The 19,528-nt window shown below is 39.5% G+C and carries 23 protein-coding genes; 19 read left to right on the top strand and 4 right to left on the bottom strand.

Annotated features, from left to right (window positions below; translation table 11 throughout):
- The first annotated feature begins 6 nt into the window (after positions 1-6).
- From HDE70_RS22055 to HDE70_RS22010, 10 genes are all read left to right on the top strand, one after another.
- Complete coding sequence (locus HDE70_RS22055) at positions 7-225, top strand: AtpZ/AtpI family protein (RefSeq protein ID WP_183866082.1); 219 nt, start codon at positions 7-9, stop codon at positions 223-225.
- A 48-nt stretch (positions 226-273) separates the two neighbouring features.
- The gene (locus HDE70_RS22050) at positions 274-663 is read left to right on the top strand and encodes a hypothetical protein (RefSeq protein ID WP_183866081.1); all 390 of its coding nucleotides are present in this window, start codon (positions 274-276) and stop codon (positions 661-663) included.
- Positions 664-677: 14 nt separating this feature from the next.
- Positions 678-1,808 carry a F0F1 ATP synthase subunit A gene (gene atpB / locus HDE70_RS22045; RefSeq protein WP_183891842.1) on the top strand — a complete coding sequence of 377 codons (1,131 nt, stop codon included), beginning with the start codon at positions 678-680 and terminating at the stop codon, positions 1,806-1,808.
- A 38-nt stretch (positions 1,809-1,846) separates the two neighbouring features.
- Positions 1,847-2,053, top strand: a complete 207-nt coding sequence (gene atpE, locus HDE70_RS22040; protein WP_041879754.1) for an ATP synthase F0 subunit C — start codon at positions 1,847-1,849, stop codon at positions 2,051-2,053.
- 82 nt (positions 2,054-2,135) lie between these two features.
- Positions 2,136-2,630, top strand: a complete 495-nt coding sequence (atpF, locus tag HDE70_RS22035; RefSeq protein ID WP_111634180.1) for a F0F1 ATP synthase subunit B — start codon at positions 2,136-2,138, stop codon at positions 2,628-2,630.
- Positions 2,631-2,655: 25 nt separating this feature from the next.
- Positions 2,656-3,204: an ATP synthase F1 subunit delta gene (gene atpH, locus HDE70_RS22030; RefSeq protein ID WP_183866078.1), complete on the top strand. Its 549-nt coding sequence runs from the start codon at positions 2,656-2,658 to the stop codon at positions 3,202-3,204.
- Between the two features lie 44 nt (positions 3,205-3,248).
- Positions 3,249-4,823, top strand: a complete 1,575-nt coding sequence (gene atpA, locus HDE70_RS22025) for a F0F1 ATP synthase subunit alpha (RefSeq protein ID WP_183866077.1) — start codon at positions 3,249-3,251, stop codon at positions 4,821-4,823.
- A 56-nt stretch (positions 4,824-4,879) separates the two neighbouring features.
- The gene (gene atpG / locus HDE70_RS22020; protein ID WP_068403871.1) at positions 4,880-5,761 is read left to right on the top strand and encodes an ATP synthase F1 subunit gamma; all 882 of its coding nucleotides are present in this window, start codon (positions 4,880-4,882) and stop codon (positions 5,759-5,761) included.
- A gap of 114 nt (positions 5,762-5,875) precedes the next feature.
- Positions 5,876-6,661, top strand: a complete 786-nt coding sequence (locus tag HDE70_RS22015) for a 5'-nucleotidase, lipoprotein e(P4) family (protein WP_260161812.1) — start codon at positions 5,876-5,878, stop codon at positions 6,659-6,661.
- 85 nt (positions 6,662-6,746) lie between these two features.
- Positions 6,747-6,962: a hypothetical protein gene (locus tag HDE70_RS22010; RefSeq protein WP_084359345.1), complete on the top strand. Its 216-nt coding sequence runs from the start codon at positions 6,747-6,749 to the stop codon at positions 6,960-6,962.
- A 74-nt stretch (positions 6,963-7,036) separates the two neighbouring features.
- Here the strand turns inward: HDE70_RS22010 and HDE70_RS22005 are convergent, their stop codons facing one another.
- The gene (locus HDE70_RS22005; protein ID WP_183891841.1) at positions 7,037-7,681 is read right to left on the bottom strand and encodes an FkbM family methyltransferase; all 645 of its coding nucleotides are present in this window, start codon (positions 7,679-7,681) and stop codon (positions 7,037-7,039) included.
- A 30-nt stretch (positions 7,682-7,711) separates the two neighbouring features.
- Positions 7,712-8,275 carry a crossover junction endodeoxyribonuclease RuvC gene (ruvC, locus tag HDE70_RS22000; protein ID WP_183866075.1) on the bottom strand — a complete coding sequence of 188 codons (564 nt, stop codon included), beginning with the start codon at positions 8,273-8,275 and terminating at the stop codon, positions 7,712-7,714.
- Between the two features lie 45 nt (positions 8,276-8,320).
- Between ruvC and HDE70_RS21995 the strand changes: the two genes are divergently transcribed.
- The 7 genes from HDE70_RS21995 to HDE70_RS21965 are packed head-to-tail and all read left to right on the top strand — an operon-like array spanning position 8,321 to position 15,236.
- A complete protein-coding gene (locus HDE70_RS21995; RefSeq protein WP_183891840.1) occupies positions 8,321-9,298 on the top strand; it encodes a lysylphosphatidylglycerol synthase domain-containing protein in 978 nt (325 codons plus the stop codon).
- Positions 9,276-10,412, top strand: coding sequence for a glycosyltransferase family 2 protein (locus HDE70_RS21990; protein ID WP_183866073.1), 1,137 nt, complete (start codon positions 9,276-9,278; stop codon positions 10,410-10,412). The genes HDE70_RS21995 and HDE70_RS21990 overlap by 23 nt, the downstream gene beginning before the upstream one ends.
- On the top strand, positions 10,412-11,521 hold the full coding sequence (locus HDE70_RS21985) for an ABC transporter permease (protein WP_183891839.1): 1,110 nt from the start codon (positions 10,412-10,414) through the stop codon (positions 11,519-11,521). The genes HDE70_RS21990 and HDE70_RS21985 overlap by 1 nt, the downstream gene beginning before the upstream one ends.
- 21 nt (positions 11,522-11,542) lie before the next feature.
- Positions 11,543-12,154 carry a ribonuclease HII gene (locus HDE70_RS21980; protein ID WP_183866071.1) on the top strand — a complete coding sequence of 204 codons (612 nt, stop codon included), beginning with the start codon at positions 11,543-11,545 and terminating at the stop codon, positions 12,152-12,154.
- A gap of 16 nt (positions 12,155-12,170) precedes the next feature.
- A complete protein-coding gene (locus tag HDE70_RS21975; RefSeq protein WP_183866070.1) occupies positions 12,171-13,373 on the top strand; it encodes a glycosyltransferase family 4 protein in 1,203 nt (400 codons plus the stop codon).
- Positions 13,374-13,414: 41 nt separating this feature from the next.
- Positions 13,415-14,494: a glycine cleavage system aminomethyltransferase GcvT gene (gene gcvT, locus HDE70_RS21970; protein ID WP_183866069.1), complete on the top strand. Its 1,080-nt coding sequence runs from the start codon at positions 13,415-13,417 to the stop codon at positions 14,492-14,494.
- A gap of 19 nt (positions 14,495-14,513) precedes the next feature.
- Positions 14,514-15,236 carry a 2-phosphosulfolactate phosphatase gene (locus HDE70_RS21965; RefSeq protein WP_183891838.1) on the top strand — a complete coding sequence of 241 codons (723 nt, stop codon included), beginning with the start codon at positions 14,514-14,516 and terminating at the stop codon, positions 15,234-15,236.
- Here the strand turns inward: HDE70_RS21965 and HDE70_RS21960 are convergent.
- Positions 15,231-16,031, bottom strand: coding sequence for a patatin-like phospholipase family protein (locus tag HDE70_RS21960; RefSeq protein WP_183866067.1), 801 nt, complete (start codon positions 16,029-16,031; stop codon positions 15,231-15,233). The two genes, HDE70_RS21965 and HDE70_RS21960, sit on opposite strands and share 6 nt — an antisense overlap.
- 4 nt (positions 16,032-16,035) lie before the next feature.
- The gene (gene gldB, locus HDE70_RS21955; RefSeq protein ID WP_183866066.1) at positions 16,036-17,067 is read right to left on the bottom strand and encodes a gliding motility lipoprotein GldB; all 1,032 of its coding nucleotides are present in this window, start codon (positions 17,065-17,067) and stop codon (positions 16,036-16,038) included.
- 112 nt (positions 17,068-17,179) lie between these two features.
- Here gldB and HDE70_RS21950 point away from each other — a divergent pair, with 112 nt between their 5' ends.
- Positions 17,180-17,854, top strand: coding sequence for a porin family protein (locus HDE70_RS21950; protein ID WP_183866065.1), 675 nt, complete (start codon positions 17,180-17,182; stop codon positions 17,852-17,854).
- A 6-nt stretch (positions 17,855-17,860) separates the two neighbouring features.
- Entirely contained in the window at positions 17,861-19,498 is a 1,638-nt protein-coding gene (locus tag HDE70_RS21945) for an NAD+ synthase (protein ID WP_183891837.1), read from the top strand.
- The last annotated feature ends 30 nt before the right edge of the window (positions 19,499-19,528 follow it).

The following is a 19,528-nucleotide window of genomic DNA, read 5'->3' as shown; positions in this document are numbered from 1 at the left end:
AACCTCATGAATGACGAGCCAAAAGAGAAAAAATCAGCAAATTTTGTAAAGTATACCGGGATGGGTTTCCAGATGCTGGCTACCATTGGCATATTTGCTTTTGCGGGTTATAAAATTGACCAGTATAGAAATACTGATAAAATGATTTTTACGGCGCTGCTCGGCCTTTTGGGAGTGATCATTTCCTTATATCAGGTTATCAGACAACTGAATAGTAAAGACTAACACCTATATTGTCTGTTAATTTTAATACTTTTGTCAAAAAAAAGTATTTTGAGTGTTTTAAAGTTTACGTTGTACTATCTGATTTATTCGCTGCTCCTTGTCGGGGTCGCTTTTGCCTTACCTGTATTATTTCCAAATGTTACCTTACTCGCTAAGAAGTTCTGGTTGCTGTTTGGTTTTATAGGAGGACTCACCTATATAGCCTATGTGATGGCTTATCTGGGGATAAAAATGGATCCGGAGACAGGTATTATGGCGATTATGGGATCAATTGTTTTGAAAATGATATTTTCTATGGCTTTTGTACTGATTTACAGCCTGAACACTAAAGAAAAGGGGTTGGTTTTCGCCCTCAACTTTTTTTCTTTATATTTATTGTTCAGCTTCTTTGAAATATACTCGCTGTTATGTAACTTGCGCCACCAAAATAATAAGTAAAAATCTGCCAGTAAATGGATTGTAGCCACGTTTTTGATTTTAAAGTTAATAGGTTAACCCTTGTTTTTACGCTTTTTTTAGCGTTATTCTTTGTAACACCCCTGTTATATGCACAGGAAGACACATCGAAAGCAACCGTAGCCGCTCACGCCGAACCAGAGGCTGAGAAGAAGTTCAATTTAGGTAAGTTCGCCTTACACCACATTGCGGATTCGCATAGCTGGCATGTAATCGGGGATACTTTTATTGGCCTGCCTGTCATTTTGTATACGCAAGGTGGATTGGTGATGTTTAATTCTAATGAGTTTCATGGAGATGATGAAGCGAAATTAGTAATCGAACGTGCCGGCCAGCGTTTTGTGAAATTGCACGAAAAGATTTACTATGCCTCTGAAACTGCAAACGCAGAAGGAGAATATGTAGAACTTGGTGCTGATCACCATGTAGCAAATGCACGCCCTCTTGATTTCTCTATCACTAAGAACGTATGTACTTTAATACTTTCGGTAGTTGTTATGCTTCTTGTATTTCTTAATGTAGCCAACGGTTACAAAAAGAGAGCAGGTAAATCTCCAAAAGGATTACAATCCTGGGTTGAGCCGCTTATCCTGTTTGTACGTGATGATATCGCAAGGCCAAACTTAGGACACAAGTATGAGCGTTTCATGCCATACCTGTTAACTGTGTTTTTCTTTATCTGGATCAACAACATGCTGGGTCTGGTTCCATTCCTTCCGGGAGGGGCTAACTTAACAGGAAATATTGCAGTTACTGCGGTATTGTCAGTGATCACTTTAATCATTGTGGTAACCAACGGTAATAAATATTACTGGAAGCACATCTTTACTCCTGATGTACCATGGTGGTTATATATCGTATTGGTACCTGTTGAGATCATTGGTGTATTCACTAAACCTATTGCACTTGCCATTCGTTTATTTGCAAACATCACCGCTGGTCACATTCTGATGTTATCACTGATTGGTTTGATCTTCGTTTTCAACTCTGTTTATGTTTCGTTAGTATCGGTTCCATTTGCATTGTTTATCGGAGCAATCGAATTGCTTGTTGCTTTTATACAAGCGTTTATTTTTACTATGTTATCTGCGTTATTCATTGGAATGGCGATAGAAGAACACCATTAATTAGAATTTTTTAACAACAATTAATATATATAATCATGATTACAGGAAGTATTGCTGCAATTGGTGCTGGTTTAGCTGCTATTGGCGCTGGAGTAGGTATCGGAAAAATCGGTAGTTCAGCTATGGAAGGTATTGCTCGTCAACCAGAAGCAGCCTCTAAAATTCAAACTGCGATGTTAATCGCTGCTGCTTTCGTTGAAGCGGTTGCTCTTTTCGCAGTAGTTGTTGCATTAATTGCCAACTAAAAAAAATGGTCATGTACTTTGCAGGATTGCTGCAAAGTACATACTATGATTTAAGAAATAAAGATTTAATATATATACTTAGATGGAATTATTAGTACCGGAAATTGGTTTAGTTGTTTTTCAGACAATAGCATTTCTATTGTTGATGTTTGTTTTGGCCAAGTTTGCATGGAAACCTGTATTAGCGGCTATCAAAGAACGTGAGCATAATATTGATGAGGCTTTAAACAAAGCTGAATTAGCGAAACAGGAAATGGTACGCTTAGCTGCACAGAACGAGGAATTGATGAAAGAAGCCCGTGCAGAAAGAGACTTGATGCTGAAAGAAGCGAAAACGTTAAAAGATTCAATCGTTAATGAAGCGAAACATTCAGCACAGACTGAAGGCGCTAAATTAATTGAAAAAGCAAGAATTGAAATTGAAAATCAAAAGAAAGCTGCTTTAGCTGAATTGAAAGATCAGGTTTCATCATTATCAATTGATATTGCTGAACGCGTATTGCGCAATCAGTTAGCTGATAAAGCTAAGCAACAGGATTTCGTTGCTGATTTATTGAAAGATATTGAATTGAACTAATTCCTTGCCAACAAATTAAAATAACATGTCAGAAAATAAAGCAGCATCAAGATACGCCAAATCATTAATTGATCTTTCTACAGAGCAAAATGCTTTGGAAGAGATGAAGAATGATATGGTTCTTATTGAGCAGGTTATTGATCAAAACAGTGAGCTAGAGGCTATTCTTCAGAATCCTGTGATTCCTCTGGATAAAAAATATTCTATTTTGGAAGGGATCTTCAGTAAGAGCGTTCACGCGATTACTATATCTTATCTGAAATTGCTTGTCAGTAAAGGTCGTGCTGCTATTTTATTTGATACTACGAAAGCATTTGTCAGACAATATAATACTATCAAAGGTATTGTAACTGCCGAAGTATTATCAGCTATAGCATTGACTGATGCGAATAAAGCAGAGATTATCAGCGTTGTTAAAAGAGAGATTGGCGCAAATCAGGTTATCATCAAAGAAAAGATCAGCGATAAATTAATCGGTGGTTTTATTCTTAAAGTTGGTGACAAACAATTTGATGCCAGTATTGCTGGTAGTCTAAACAAATTAAAAAAGGAATTGGCCCACGGCGTGGTTTAGTCCGATAACAATATACAGAATTACAAAAGAAATAATATAAAATTATGGTAGAGGTAAGACCAGACGAAGTATCGGCAATTATCAGGCAACAATTGTCGGGCTTTAAATCAGAAGCCGAACTTGAAGAAGTTGGTACCGTATTACAAGTGGGTGATGGTATTGCCCGTGTTTATGGTTTGACTAAAGTTCAATCAGGTGAGCTAGTTGAATTTGAAACAGGCTTGCAGGGTATTGTTTTGAACCTTGAAGAAGATAATGTTGGTGTGGTTTTATTAGGCCCATCGAGCACGATCAAAGAAGGCGATACAATTAAACGTACTAAAAAAATTGCCTCTATTAAAGTTGGTGAAGGTATGTTGGGCCGTGTAGTTAATACATTAGGTGAACCTATCGACGGTAAGGGACCAATCATTGGTCAGACTTACGAAATGCCAATCGAACGTAAAGCTCCTGGTGTAATCTACCGTCAGCCAGTTAATGAGCCTCTTCAAACAGGTATCAAAGCTATTGATGCGATGATTCCTATCGGCCGTGGTCAGCGTGAGCTGGTTATTGGTGACCGTCAGACAGGTAAGAGTGCTGTTTGTATTGATACTATCATCAATCAAAAAGAATTTTATGAAGCAGGTAACCCTGTTTTATGTATATATGTTGCTTGTGGTCAGAAAGCAAGTACTGTAGCAAACGTTGTGCGTACGCTTGAAGAAAATGGTGCAATGGCTTATACAGTTGTTGTTTCTGCTTCGGCTGCTGATCCTGCTCCATTGCAGTTTTATGCTCCGTTCTCTGGTGCAGCAATTGGTGAGTACTTCCGTGATACAGGTCGTCCGGCACTGATTGTTTATGATGATTTATCTAAACAGGCAGTAGCTTACCGTGAGGTATCTTTATTACTTCGTCGTCCACCGGGACGTGAGGCTTATCCTGGAGACGTGTTTTACCTGCACAGTCGTTTATTAGAACGTGCTGCTAAAATCAACTCTAACGATGAGATCGCACAAGCGATGAATGATTTACCTGAATCTCTGAAAGGTATCGTTAAAGGTGGTGGTTCATTAACTGCTTTACCTATTATCGAAACTCAGGCTGGTGACGTTTCTGCTTATATTCCAACAAACGTAATTTCGATTACTGACGGACAGATCTTCTTAGAATCTAACTTGTTTAACGCAGGTGTACGTCCGGCAATCAACGTAGGTATCTCGGTATCACGTGTTGGTGGTAACGCACAAATTAAATCAATGAAAAAGGTAGCTGGTACTTTGAAATTAGACCAGGCTCAATACCGTGAATTAGAGGCCTTCTCTAAATTCGGATCTGATTTAGATGCAGCAACAAAATCTGTACTGGATAAAGGTTCAAGAAACGTTGAGATATTAAAGCAAGGTCAGTTCTCTCCAATGACTGTTGAGAAACAAGTTGCGATCATTTATATTGGTACTAAAAACCTGATGCGTTCAGTTCCTGTAAATAAAATCAGAGCATTTGAAGCTGAATATTTACAACAATTGGAATTACGTCACCCACAAACATTAGCTGCTTTAAAAGCTGGTAAACTGGATGATGCAATTACATCTGTATTGGAAACTGTAGCTAAAGAATTAGCAGGTAAATACTAAATAAAATAAAAGAGCCTGTTTAATTTTTAAACAGGCTTAAAGAAGATTAAAAAAGAATGGCTAATTTAAAAGAAGTAAGAATTCGTATATCATCAGTGCAGTCTACGCAGCAGATCACCAAAGCCATGAAAATGGTTTCGGCAGCTAAGCTGAAGCGTGCAACTAATGCTATTATACAGTTACGTCCGTATGCTACGAAGCTAAAAGAGATCTTAGGGAATCTTTCTGCCAACCTGGAAGGATCTTCATCACCATATACTGAGGAACGCGAGCCTAATAAAGTATTAATCGTAGTGGTATCTTCAAACCGTGGTTTAGCTGGTGCATTCAACATGAATGTAATCAAGGCTACTAACAACCTGATCGCTGAGAAATACAGTGAGCAGTACAAAAATGGAAATGTAAGTATTTTAGCTATTGGAAAAAAATCTCAGGATTTCTACGAAAAGAGAAACTACAATGTTATTGGAAACAATAACGAGGTTTATACTGCATTAACGTTTGAAAACGTAACTAAAATTACTGATTCAATTATGGCCGGCTTTAAAAACGGTGATTATGATAAAGTAGAATTAGTTTATAACCGTTTCAAAAATGCTGCTGTACAGATTTTGACTACTGAACAGTTATTGCCTTTACCACAAAACGAAAAAGCAGAAGAAACTCATCAGCACCAGGTAGATTATATTCTTGAGCCTTCAAAAGAGGAAATCGTTAAAGAATTAATTCCTAAGTCGATTAAGATTCAGTTATTCAAAGCGGTATTGGATTCTCATGCTTCAGAACACGGAGCAAGGATGACTTCAATGGATAAAGCAACAGAAAACGCGGGTGACCTGTTGAAAGCTTTAAAACTTTCATACAACCAGGCACGTCAGGCTGCAATTACTACAGAGCTTACAGAGATTGTAAGTGGTGCTGCTGCATTGAACGGATAATACTCACGTTAAAAACTATAATAAAAAGGCCGTTGTCATTAGATAACGGCCTTTTTACATATAAATAACTTTTTGCGGGTTCTGAATAATTAGTTTTGCGGAAACATTTCTATCATGATCAAGATTTCTTTTCCGGTTGCCTTAGCTTTATTGCTTCCATTAGGTTTAATGGCGCAAACCAATCCAGCTGCTGAGGCGGCAAAAGACTATACCATTGCTGTAGCCTGGCAACAACATTCAGGAGAGTACAGAGCACTGTCTTTTCAGGCATATAATTTTGCTAAACTTTCTTTGCAGGAGCGCTTAAAAGATGTGGATACAACCAAACCAAGTTGTGTGGTGGTGGATATAGATGAAACTGTTTTGGACAATTCTACTTTTCAGGGACATGAAATTCAAAAAGGATTAAGTTATGCAGCTAAAGACTGGTCGGAATGGACAGCTAAAGCAGCGGCTGATACGGTACCTGGAGCATTGGGATTTTTAAAATATGCACAGACTCAAAAAGTAGAAACATTTTACATCACCAACCGCGATCAGGTGGATTATAAAGCTACGCTGACTAACTTACAGCGCTTAGGATTTCCTTACGCTGACGAGGCGCATTTGATGGTTAAACAAGGAACTTCTGATAAGGAAGCACGCAGACAGCAGGTGCTTGGAAAATACAATATATTGCTGCTTTGCGGAGATAACCTGAGTGACTTTTCCAATGTCTTTTACAGAGAAGGAAAGAATACGAAAGAGGAAGTCGATAGAGCGCAGCAAGAATTTGGGAATCACTTCATTGTATTGCCTAATCCAATGTATGGCGATTGGGAAAAACTATTATATAAAGGTGGTCATTTGAGCGAAACAGAAAGATCAAAGCAAAGAATCGAGGGCTTAAAAAGCTATTAGGAACATTATTCAATAAATTCTTAGTTGAACATGCTTTTTTTGCTGGAATAATATTAATTTTGCAGCAGAATTAAAAAATAAAAAAATGGAGCAAACGCCAAAACACAATACTAAAAGCATGCAAAATGCAAATCAAACATCAATATATAAATTATTGGTTGCGGGTATCGTTGTGAGCATGTTAGGAGTTTATTTGCGTTTCGCATTTGACTCAACTACTTTATCTCTGGTATCATGGATCGTATTATTCCTTGGTGCATTTATTTGCTGTAAAGCAGTATTCAAAATACTAGGTTCATAATCCCGGAAAATATAAATAAAAAAGCCTTCTGTAAATAACTTACAGAAGGCTTTTTTATGCTTAAGGTTTTCTGATTATATCCCTAAACAGTTATTGCTCTTATAAAATACCGAAGTACAGTTTGAAGTTGTTACTCCGGGGCTCATACCTGTAAAAGGAAGGTGTTTAAATCCCTTTGCTTTGAAAAAAGTAAAGGCCTCTGCATAATCCGGACGTTCTGAATTGTCCAGTACAATTACTCCATCCTCTGTTAAAGATAATACCGATTCTTTGCAGCAGTTAACGCGGTCTCTGCCGTCTACAATAATAATGTTAAACTTTTTACCAGTCGTTACTGCACTTTTAGAATAAGCACCTCCACGAACCAGCTCGCAATAAATCATTTCTACATTCGGGATTTTGATCGCTGCATTTCTTTCATACCATGCTTTATCATGTTCCACGGCGGTTACAGAATTGGCATTTTTTGCGTAAAAGATCGTAGAATTTCCGCAGCCGAATTCAAAAATGTCATGCTGTTTAGTGATCCTGTCTTTAATAAAATCAATAAAAGCATAAGTTACCCAAGGAATAGCTTCTCCATTCTGATCTACTGCTGATTTCGTTTCACGGGCCTTAAACCAGCCCTGATCTGCTAAATATCCCTTAAATCCCAGTGACAATAACGTCCGTAATTTGCTGGGATTAAATAAGGTTAGTTTTGATATGTTATTATCCAAAATTGAAATTGATTAAATTCAAATGTACTACTATTTCACTCTTTTCTGATTGTCTTTTGCAAAAGCATCCCATCCGGAATAAGATTTACCGCTGCCACCTGTGGGTACCCGCTGGAAAGAATGGCATACTGCAACAGCCAGTCCATCAGTGGCATCCAGAAATTCAGGAGTTTCTCTGAACTTCAGTAACTGCTGCAACATAGCTGCAACCTGCTCTTTTCCTGCGCTTCCGTTCCCTGTAATTGCTTGTTTGATTTTTCTTGGCGCATATTCTGTGATCGGTACATCTCTGGATAATGCTGCTGCCATACAAATTCCCTGTGCTCTGCCCAGTTTAAGCATAACTTGTATATTCTTTCCATAAAACGGAGCTTCCAGTGCCATGACATCTGGTTTATACTGCTCTACCAAACCTACCGTTTTGGCGAAAATACGTTGTAATTTCAGAAAATGATCATCCAGATGATTCATCTTTACGATGCCCATCGCTATCAGTTCTATCTTACTCCCTTTCTCCAGGATTACACCGTAACCCATCACTGCGGTTCCAGGGTCGATACCCATGATTACCCGCTCCTTTTTTTCAGCCAACATAGAACAATATTAAGCATATTTGCACAATATAAAAGAAACGATAATTTGAGATCTGACTATAAACGTATATTTTCCTATGCTATAAAAGTAACTATCGTTGCTTTCGCATTCTGGTTCATCTATCATAAACTCACTTCAAATGCTAACCTTGAAAGTTTCAGGGGGATCATCTCTACCATCCCGCGTACCGAAATCATTGCCGTAATTTCACTGGTATTGTTATTAATGCTGGTGAACTGGGGACTGGAAGCCCTCAAATGGAAAAGGCTGTTGCGAAAAATAGAAAAGCTGAGTTTATGGCAATCCATAGAATCTGTATTCTGTGGTTTAACACTGGCGATCTTTACGCCGAACAGGTTGGGCGAATATGGTGGCAGGGTGTTTTTCCTTTCTCCTAAACGCAGGATTATTGGCGTTGTAGCGATGGCGGTAGGGAATATTGGCCAGATGGTACTGACAAATATTTTCGGGGCAATTGCGCTGAGTGTTTTTCTGCTGCGTTTCCTGCATCTCGATTATCGGCTCAATTATGCGATTATAGTACTTGCAGCTATGTTCTGCCTGTTTTTCTTAACATTTTTCTTTAATATCCGCTGGTTAAATGGCTTATTGCTTTCCATGCGTTTTACCAGAAAATATAAAAAATTCTACAGTATTCTTGGACGTTACCATAAGAAAGAACTTTTTCAGATACTGATGTTCTGCCTTGCGCGTTACATAGTGTTTAGCACGCAATACTTTATTATGTTTTACTGGCTGATTGCTGATATTCATTATCTGGACATCCTGATGATGGTTTGTATCCTGTTTTTTGTACAATCTACGCTGCCCTCTCTGGATTTATTTGATATTGGGATAAGAAGCGCAACTGCGTCTTATTTTTTTAGCTTTGTAACCAAACAGGATGTCGCTGTGATTGCATGTACTGCAAGCATCTGGCTCATTAATATTATTATTCCTGCTATATTAGGTTCATATTTTGTTTTTAAATTAAATTTTTTTGGAAGTCTTAATCGTCGTTAGTTACCTATCCGCATTTTTAACCCTCATTTATCTTCTCGTTGTTGCCGGATTTATCCGTGGCTGGCATAAATTGATCCCTTTCAGGTATAAGCAAACTACGGGCACTACTTCTGTTTCTATTATTGTTGCCGCCCGTAATGAAGCTGATAATATTCACCGCACTATAGAATCCCTGCTCGCACAGGATTACAATAAAGCATTGACAGAAATCATCTTTATTGATGATCACTCGACAGACAATACAGCAGAAATTGTCAGATCATATGCTGCATCGGGCGTAAAACTGATCTCTCTGAAAGAAAATCAGGCCTTAAATTCTTATAAGAAAAAAGCGATACAGACCGCGATTGGTCAGGCTACCGGTGATTTAATCATTACCACAGATGCAGATTGCCGGATGGGGACCGCATGGCTTAAAACAATCATCGCTTTTTACGAGCAGAATCGTTATAAAATGATTTCATCGCCAGTGGCATATGATGAAGAGAAAAGCTTTTTCGAAAGAGCACAATCATTGGAATTCCTTTACCTGATTGGTTTAGGGGCTTCTACGATAGGAAATAAAAAACCTTCTACCTGTAACGGGGCTAATTTAGCCTATGAAAAAGCAGCTTTTTATGAAGTTGGTGGTTTTCAGGGAATAGATGATCTGGCTTCGGGAGATGATGAGTTGCTTTTACATAAAATTGCTGCCCGTTATGACAATCATATAGGGTTTCTTAGAAATCCGGATGCCATGGTTTACACACATGCCAAACCTAACCTTGGAGAATTTTTACAGCAACGTAAACGCTGGGCTTCAAAAAGTACCCGCTATAAAAATAAATCTATCATTGTACTGGGTGTATTTATCTGGTTTTTCAATGTCAGTATCCTGTTAAACCTGCTGGTTGGTTTGTTCTTTATTGGTTTCCTTAAAATTGCACTGATCCAGTTGCTGCTGAAAATAATTGTGGAATTTATATTCCTGATGGATGTGACTAAATTCGCTAAAAGAAGAAGTCTGATGGTTTTATTACCCGTATTGAATGTACTGCATGTCTTGTATATCATTTACATTGGTGTGGCTGGTAATTCAGGTAAATATAACTGGAAGGGTAGAATGGTTAAATAATGGAACAAAGTGTTAGCCCCTCAAAAAGAATATGGGGCAGGTTTAAAAGAAATAAACCTGCCGTTGGAGGACTAATATTTATTCTGTTGCTTTTGGTGATGGGTATACTCGGCTATTTGATTACGCCAGATCAGACGCCAATGGCTAATACCATGCACTTACAATTAAGCAATAAAAAACCGGGAAGGTCATTCCAGTTTCTGGTCATCAGCCAGAACGCGGATTTCAGGAAAGTCAATTTCCTGGAGAAGATGCTTTACGGGCAGGAAGCTGAATTCAAAAGTATCCCGATTACAGGCTACAGGATCGCAGGAAATCATTTATGGATCAAAGAATACATTGGTGATGACGAAGATGCTGCTGAAAGCAGTATTCTGCTTCCCGCCAGTCATCAGTCCTATTTAAAACAGCACATTTATCAGCAGACCTTCTGGTTAGGTACTGATGGCTACGGAAGAGACTTACTGAGCCGCCTGATTCTGGGAATCCGTGTTTCTTTATCGGTAGGTTTATTGGCCGTACTGATCTCCATGAGTATCGGTTTAAGTTTAGGTGCAATGGCAGGTTATTTTGGAGGAATGACAGATTCAGTAATCAGCTGGCTGATGAATGTCATCTGGTCTTTACCTTCACTGTTACTGGTGATCGCGATTTCTTTTGCTTTAGGAAAGGGTTTCTGGCAGATATTTATCGCAGTTGGCTTATCTACGTGGGTAGATGTATCCAGGTTAGTCCGCGGGCAGGTGATGGCGCTGAAAGAAGCCGAGTTTGTAGAAGCAGCCAGAGCATTGGGTTTTCCAACTTTTCGTATCCTTACCCGTCATATTTTACCCAACATTGCCGGCCCTGTATTGGTTATCGCCTCCGCTAATTTTGCTTCAGCGATCTTACTGGAAACCGGTTTGAGTTTTCTAGGTTTTGGCGCACAGCCACCCATGGCTAGCTGGGGAGGAATGATCAAAGAAAACTATGGTTATATCGTAATGGATGCTGCTTACCTCGCAATTTTACCCGGAATGGCAATTATGCTTACCGTTTATGCCTTTAATCTGATGGCTATCGGATTAAGTGACGCTTTTAAAGTGAAATCTCCAGGTACACTGGTTTAAAAAATCCCTTAACTTTACGGGATGTTATTAAACTGTTTTCAACAAGAATTTTTAGAAGCAGGTTGCGATGAAGCCGGCAGAGGCTGTTTAGCCGGGCCTGTTTATGCAGCCGCTGTAATTTTACCACTGGATTTTGTTGCCGGAGAACTGAACGACTCGAAAAAGCTAACACATAAACAGCGCGTCGCTTTAAGAGCAATTATAGAAAAAGAAGCAATTGCATGGGCTGTCGGCGCTGTAGATAACCACGAAATTGACGAAATAAATATCCTGAATGCTTCATTTCTGGCCATGCACAGGGCAATTGAAAAGCTTACTGTTCAGCCTGGTTTTTTAAGTATCGACGGGAACCGTTTTAAAATTTATCCCGGTATCGCACATAGCTGTGTCATCAAAGGAGATGGTAAATATTTAAATATTGCTGCTGCCTCTATCCTGGCAAAAACACACCGGGACGAATACATGGATAATCTGGCAGATCAGTTTCCTGTTTATCAATGGAAGAAAAATAAAGGTTATCCGACTAAAGTTCACCGTTCTGCTGCCTTAATGCACGGACTAACTCCTTATCACCGTAAAACTTTTGCAATAAGTGATCCTGAAAGAATTCTCGTTATAGATAACGCGGGATAATTCGTATTTTCACTTATTGAAAACACTTATACTTAGCAACAGAGTCCCGTTTCCTCCAAACAGTGGTTATCCGATTGTAGTCTATAATACGATGAAAGGATTGCTCAATTTGGGGGTGGATATTACTTTGTTCAGTATCAACACCAATAAACACCGGGTAGATGTGGATGATATTTACGATCCGGTTTATGACCGGATCAAATTTCATTCTTTTGATCTCGATACAGAAGTTAATTTGTGGGGTGCGTTTTTCAACATCTTCTCCAACGAGTCTTACAACGTTTCCAGATTTTATGATGATGATGCGGCAAAGTTGCTGGAGAACATCCTCCGGGAAAATGAATTCGATATTATCCAGTTCGAGGGGTTATTTGTCGTGCCTTATCTGGAGGTGGTTAAAAGCTACAGTAAGGCTAAGCTGATTTACCGGGCACACAATATTGTCTTTGATGTATGGGAACGCCTGGCAACCTCCGAACGGTTTACCCCAAGACGTAAATACCTTCAGTTTTTAGCGCGCAGGCTGAAGATCTATGAGACCGAACAAATTAACCGCTTTCACCAGATCTTTGCGATCAGTAATCCGGACAGGCAGAGCATTCTTTCTTTTGGCTGCGAAATAGGGATTGAAGTATTCCCCGTAGCCCTGGATTTTGAGAAATATACCATTGACCTTTCCAAAACGAGTTTCCCTACTTTATTTCACCTGGGGGCAATGGACTGGCGGCCCAATAAAGAAGGGCTGGAATGGTTTATAGAAGAGATCTGGCCGGATATAGAAAAACTCAGCTCTGAACTCCGGTTTTATGTAGCAGGTAAAAGTATGCCACAGCATTTTTATGAGTATGACTCAGATAACCTGGTCGTAGAAGGGGAAGTTTTCGACGCTATTGAGTTTATGAATTCCAAAGCGATCATGATCGTACCTTTACTTTCAGGTAGCGGGATGCGGGTAAAGATTATCGAAGGGATGGCGATGAAGAAATGTATTATTGCCACCACCTACGCAGCAGAAGGACTGAACTGTGAAAACGGGAAGGATATCCTGATTGCGGACACTGCTGATGAGTTTTACCGCTGCATCCTGCAATGTATTACTCATCCGAACCGGTGGCGCGAAATCGGCGAGAATGCCCGCAGAACAGCCGAAAGAGATCATAACCTGGCTACTATTTCACAAAGGATGCTGAATGTCTATCAGCGGTTAGTAAATGCATAATTTTTATGTACTTTTGCCCTCAATTTTAAGAGCAATATCGCATGAATAATACCGCGTTAACAGAAAAACATATTTCATTAGGGGCCAAGATGGTTCCATTTGCAGGATACAATATGCCCGTTCAATACGAAGGCATTAATGCAGAACATGCTACAGTTAGAAAAGCCGTAGGCGTTTTTGACGTAAGCCACATGGGTGAATTCATCCTGAAGGGTGAAAATGCATTAGACCTGATTCAACGTGTAAGCAGCAATGATGCTTCAAAATTATATGATGGTAAAGTTCAGTATGCTTATCTTCCAAATGAAGATGGCGGTATTGTAGACGATTTATTGATCTACAGAATTGATGAAAAAACTTATATGCTGGTGGTTAACGCCTCGAACATAGAAAAAGACTGGAACTGGATTCAGAAATTCAATACACAAGGTGTAGAAATGCACAATATCTCTGATAAAACTTCTTTATTAGCAGTTCAGGGGCCTAAAGCAGCAGAAGCTTTACAAAGCTTAACTGATATTGACCTGGCTTCTATGGAATACTATACTTTCACTAAAGGCATGTTTGCTGGTGTAGATAACGTGATTGTTTCTGCAACTGGTTATACAGGTGCTGGTGGTTTTGAGTTGTATTGCGATAATGAGCATGCAGAGACTGTTTGGAATGCTGTTTTTGAAGCCGGTGCTGCTTTTAACATTAAGCCAATTGGTTTAGGTGCACGTGATACTTTACGTTTGGAAATGGGTTTCTGTTTATATGGAAACGACATCGATGATACAACTTCTCCAATTGAAGCTGGTTTAGGATGGGTGACTAAATTCACTAAAGCCTTCACCAACTCTGAAGCTTTACTTGCAGAGAAAGAAGCTGGTGTTAAACGTCGCCTGATAGGTTTTGAAATGATTGACCGTGGTATTCCCCGTCATGACTATGAAATCGTTGATGTAGAAGGAAACGTAATCGGAAAAGTAACTTCAGGTACACAGTCTCCATCGTTGCAAAAAGCAATCGGAATTGGTTATGTGGCTAAAGAACATGCTAAAGAAGGTAACGAGATCTATATCAGCATCCGTAATACTTCCATTAAAGCAAAAGTAGTAAAGTTCCCATTTTATAAATAAACTGCCGCCCTCCTTTACCATGCAAAGAAAGATAGAAGTCTGTTTGACACCTGCCCTTATTGATTTATACGCTATTGAAAATAGTATTGTCGTAGTCATTGATATTTTAAGAGCAACCTCTTCCATGGTTTATGGAATTGACAACGGTGCACAGGCAATTATCCCGGTAGCGCAGGTAGAAGAATGCATGAGTTATGCAGGTAAAGATTATTTGCTGGCAGCAGAGCGAAACGGGGAAGTAGTTGAAGGCTATGACTTCGGTAATTCCCCGTTTTCCTATACCGCTGAAAAAGTTGCGGGTAAAACTATTGTCCTGACGACCACCAATGGTACTAAGGCGCTTCATCTGGCCAGAAAACGTGCAAGTCAGGTGGTGATTGGTTCTTTTCTGAATTTAGAGGCATTATGTGAATGGCTTAAGACTCAGGAAAAAGATGTATTACTGCTGTGCGCAGGGTGGAAAGACCAGTTTAACCTGGAAGACACTATTTTTGCGGGCGCGGTAGTGAACCAGCTCCGCAGTGGATTTACGCATTATGACGATGCAAGTGTAGCCGCAGAAGATCTTTATCTGCTGGCTAAGGATGATTTAAGGGCTTATATCCATAAATCTTCTCACAGTCACCGAATGGTTGCACTGAATATTGAAGAAGATGTGAAATTCTGTTTGCAGACCAATATTTGCCAGGCAATTCCTGTACTGGAAGGTGACCAGCTGGTTGCTTTAAAAGCAGGTTTATAAGTCTTCGTCCGGCGTATTAATTTCTTTGATTAACTCTTTAAAAGCTTCATTGTGCTGAATGGTTTTTAGTGTTTCTTCATAAGCCAGCCAATAAATGGTTTCAGCTTTCTTCATGTCGAACGTACCGATTTCACCCATTCCTTTAGGCTCTATCAAGAGGTTACAGAAGGCAGATTTCTGTTCCATATCCTTATTGACAGACATTAATCCTGCTCTGGACATTAAAGCGGTAATATTGGTCATCACATTTACCGGCTTCAGGTGATTACAAGAAGACCCGATAATAAAATCGCAATTATTCAGCAAAGGCTCAATCGGAAAGTTATTCAGAATTCCACCATCTACATACATCTTTCCATCAATCATAATGGGTTTGAAGATTCCCGGAATACAAGAGGAAGCTTGTACAGCTTTAATTAAATGTCCTGCTGTAAAATAGACCAGTTTACCTTCACTAAAGTTCGTCGCGGCAATAGTTAGCGGGATATTCAGGTTCTCAATTTTATTATCCGGAAAATATTCCATCAGTAACTGCTCGGTATGTTCAATACTCACCAGCCCCAATGCACCTAGAGACGGTCTTACAAAACGCAGCAGCCTGGTTTTGATAAACAGGTCCAATGCATGTTCCGGATCAATTCCTGCGGCATAAAAAGCACCCACTATCGCACCTGCACTTGTTCCGCTGATATGACTAAAGGTCACTCCTGCATTCTTTAATGCTTTTAAAACACCAAGGTGAGCAATGCCCCTAATTCCGCCTCCCGATAAAACAAGTCCTACTTTCTTCCTCATAATCTTACATTTTGGGTTTATATTTTGCCCCATTTAATATCTTTTGCGGATCTGGCTCTTTCATCAGCTCCTGCAAAGTAACCTTTGGATTTTCAGCCATATATTTCCTGACCATCTGCCAGCCTATCCATACACCCAGTTTAGGAGCAGATTCATTTTTTACCCCTAAACCCGGAGTAAAAGGCGCTTCACTCACATACATCTGTATTTTCTGATTGTCTGTTTCAAACAATAGCTTATTTTCAATCAGGTATGCCCAGATATTTCCTTCAAAAGTTTTACACCATTCCAGCTGTTTTGCGGTATAGCCTATCTTAAGTGTATCCGGAGTTTTGTCATCCAGTACTTTATCCATAAAATAAAGAATCTTTCCGTTTTCGACCATTTTGGCCAACAGGGAATGGTCCTCATCTTTTTCAGGGAAGAGTTCTTCTCTGGCAAAAGTCTCCGTGATGCGGGGTACCACATAGTCAGGGGTGAACCGCCTTGATAAATATAAGGGTACACTTTTTACAATTGCCCTGTAAAATTTACTGTCTTTACCTAAAAACATATCCAGGCCTATGCCCATATATCCATCTCCAATGGGAGTTTGAACGGCGAAACCGGAAACGAAAGAAATGAACCGGGGGATCCTGGTTTTAGGATAGTAATATTTAATGTATTTGAAAGTCTGTGTCAAATCCTTCTCTATAGGTTTCATATCCCTGAACACGCTGTCTGCTTCCTGATTCAGGTCTGTATAAGCCTGATCTTTATACAACGTACTTAAGATTTCAGCATCGCTGTAACTTCTGTCACCGACCATTCTGTGGATATAATCGTCATAAAAGTAATTGTACTTTTTACGCAGTATTAAATCTGCTTCTGCCAGTTTTTTACTCTTTCCCGCATACAAATCCTGATCGAACCTTTCGACCTTAATATCAAGCTTTATATCATCCACATTAGGCTTCTCTGCCTGTTTACAGGAAAAAAATGTGACGACACACAGAAAAATTAGATAGATTTGGAGATGTTTAACGTTATAGTTCATTGGTAACAAATATAAACAGATCGGGGAGGAAACCAGCATAGGCCTGCTTCAAAAAAAGATTGAAACTACCTTTGCACTGCTCCAACACTTATTACAAACAAATATGATACAAATGAAACAAATATTGACTGGACTTTTACTGACATTTTTAACGACTACTGCTTTTGCACAACAAGGAGCTGATCCTTATTATGGTTTCAGACTAGGCTTAACAGCACATCCTACTTTTGGCTGGGCTAAACCTGAAAATGGTAAGGGCAATGGTTTCAGTATGGGTTTTTCTTATGGTTTACTGGCTGATCTGAATTTCGCAGAGAACTATAGTCTTTCCACAGGGTTGACGATTACAACCATCAATGGTAAAACGACCGAGATTAATCCAAGTCCTTATTATGATGCTGCGGCTTATCCGAATGCGACAGCTTACGATCTGAAGTACAAAATGCAGTACCTGGAGGTCCCTTTGACTTTAAAGTTGAAAACTGAAAAGATAGGAGATGTACGCTGGTATGGGCAATTCGGTCTTTCTAATGGTTTTAATATTGGTGCGAGACAGGATGTATCAGTTGCCGGAAAAACTATTGTACAGGATGATCACATCAAGAAGAATACAAACTTTTACCGTGCGGGGCTGATTGTTGGCGCCGGACTGGAATATGATGTTGCAAAAAATACAAGTGTAACTACAGGGTTAACATTAAATAATGGGTTTACCGATATTTCTTCTGCTGCGGGCAGAAGTGTACGTAACCATTATATGAGTTTAAATTTCGGGGTATTCTTTTAGCAGATTATGAAGATAGCATTGGCGCAGCTGAATTACCATATTGGTAATTTTGAGCTGAACACAAAAAAAATAATTGAACATATTCAATTGGCAAAGGCTGATGGGGCTGATCTGGTTGTATTCGCAGAGCTTGCTGTTTGTGGTTATCCTCCACGTGATTTCCTGGAATTTGAAGAGTTTATTTCTCTTTGCGAGGAAGCGGGGAAAGAGATTGCGGAACATTGTACAGGGATTGCTTGTATTGTCGGATTGCCGGTTAGAAATGAAGAAGTAGCAGGTAAAGATTTATACAATGCGGCTTATTTTATAGAAGAAAAACAAATTAAGTCTATTGCACGTAAGGCATTGTTGCCTAATTACGATGTTTTTGATGAATACCGTTATTTTGAGCCCGCTACCTCTTTTGAGTGTATTGATTTTAAAGGGGTTAAAATTGCATTAACGATTTGTGAAGATCTGTGGAATATCAATAATAATCCGCTGTATGTTTTTAATCCGATGGATGAACTGATTAAAGAGAATCCTGATGTGATGATTAATATTGCAGCTTCTCCGTTTTCTTATCAGCATGATGATGAACGCAGGGTTGTATTGGCAGACAATGCGAAGAAGTATAATTTGCCTTTGTTGTATGTGAACCAGGTTGGGGCGCAGACTGAGCTTATTTTTGATGGTGGTTCTATGGTCTTTGACCAGGATGGGAAGATGCTGGATGAAATGGATTATTTCAAGGAGCAGCTGAAGAGCTATACTTTTGCCGACGGAAAGATTGAAGGCAGTGTTATGGAGCATCAGCCAATGTCTGATATTGCCCAGATTCATGACGCGCTTGTGTTAGGGATCAAGGATTATTTTGTGAAGTCCGGGTTTTCTAAAGCGGTGTTAGGTTTATCTGGCGGAATTGATTCTGCTATTGTTTGTGCGCTGGCTTGCCGGGCGTTGGGTGCGGAGAATGTGATGGCGGTTTTGATGCCGAGCAAGTATTCTTCGGATCATTCTATTAAGGATGCGATGGATTTAGTAGATAATTTTGGGTGTATGCATGAGGTTATTTCTATTGCAGAGGCTGCGGATGCTTTTGACAGTATGATGGCGGGTGCTTTTAAAGGTTTGCCTTTTAATTTAACGGAAGAGAATATCCAGGCGAGAAGCAGGGGTATTGTAGTGATGGCGATGTCTAATAAGTTTGGCTATATTTTACTGAATACTTCGAATAAGAGTGAGTGTGCGGTAGGGTATGGTACTTTGTATGGCGATATGTGTGGTGCGATTGGGGTAATTGGTGATGTTTATAAGACTCAGATTTATGAGCTGGCTCATTATATCAATAAGGATGGGGAAGTGATTCCTGAAAATACGATCGTTAAGCCGCCTTCTGCGGAGTTAAGACCGGGTCAGAAGGATTCTGATTCATTGCCTGATTATGATACGCTGGATACGATCCTTTTTCAGTTTATTGAGTTGAAGAAGAGTTCGAAGGATATTATTGCGATGGGTTATGAGGAGGGGTTAGTGAGAAGGATTATTAAAATGGTCAATGGCGCGGAGTTCAAGAGATATCAGACGCCGCCGATTCTGAGGGTTTCTCCAAAGGCTTTTGGAAGCGGCCGCAGGATGCCAATTGTCGGGAAGTATTTAGCTTAGGGTTTTTTTGCTTAATTAGTGGCGGGTCAT

Source organism: Pedobacter cryoconitis (genome assembly GCF_014200595.1).
Taxonomy (GTDB): domain Bacteria; phylum Bacteroidota; class Bacteroidia; order Sphingobacteriales; family Sphingobacteriaceae; genus Pedobacter; species Pedobacter cryoconitis_C.
The sequence above is the reverse complement of the archived record's forward strand: the minus strand, read 5'-3'. Positions and strand labels throughout refer to the sequence as shown.